This is a genomic window from Methylobacterium sp. D54C (assembly GCF_053345595.1).
The window spans coordinates 1-255 of record NZ_JBKFAK010000287.1 but is presented as its reverse complement, the minus strand read 5'-3'; the positions used below and the strand labels follow the sequence as shown (position 1 = coordinate 255).

The following is a 255-nucleotide window of genomic DNA, read 5'->3' as shown; positions in this document are numbered from 1 at the left end:
GACCGAAGGCCGTGCTCGCCTATCTGGCGCGCTACACCCACCGCGTCGCCATCTCCAGCCGCCGCATCCTCACCTTCGACGGGGCGAGCGTCAGCTTCCGCGTCAAGGACTACCGGCGCGACGAGGCAGGGCGGCCGCGGGTCATGACCTTGTCGGCCGCGGAGTTCATCCGACGCTTCCTGCTCCATGTCTTGCCGCGCGGCTTCCTCCGCATCCGGCACTACGGCTTTCTCACGGGCTCGAACCGGACGGCAG

At 69.0% G+C, this 255-nt stretch carries 1 protein-coding gene; it reads left to right on the top strand.

Annotated elements, in window-relative coordinates; genetic code table 11:
* On the top strand, positions 1 to 255 hold a 255-nt coding region (locus ACLBYB_RS33560; protein ID WP_447701460.1), incomplete at both ends, for a transposase.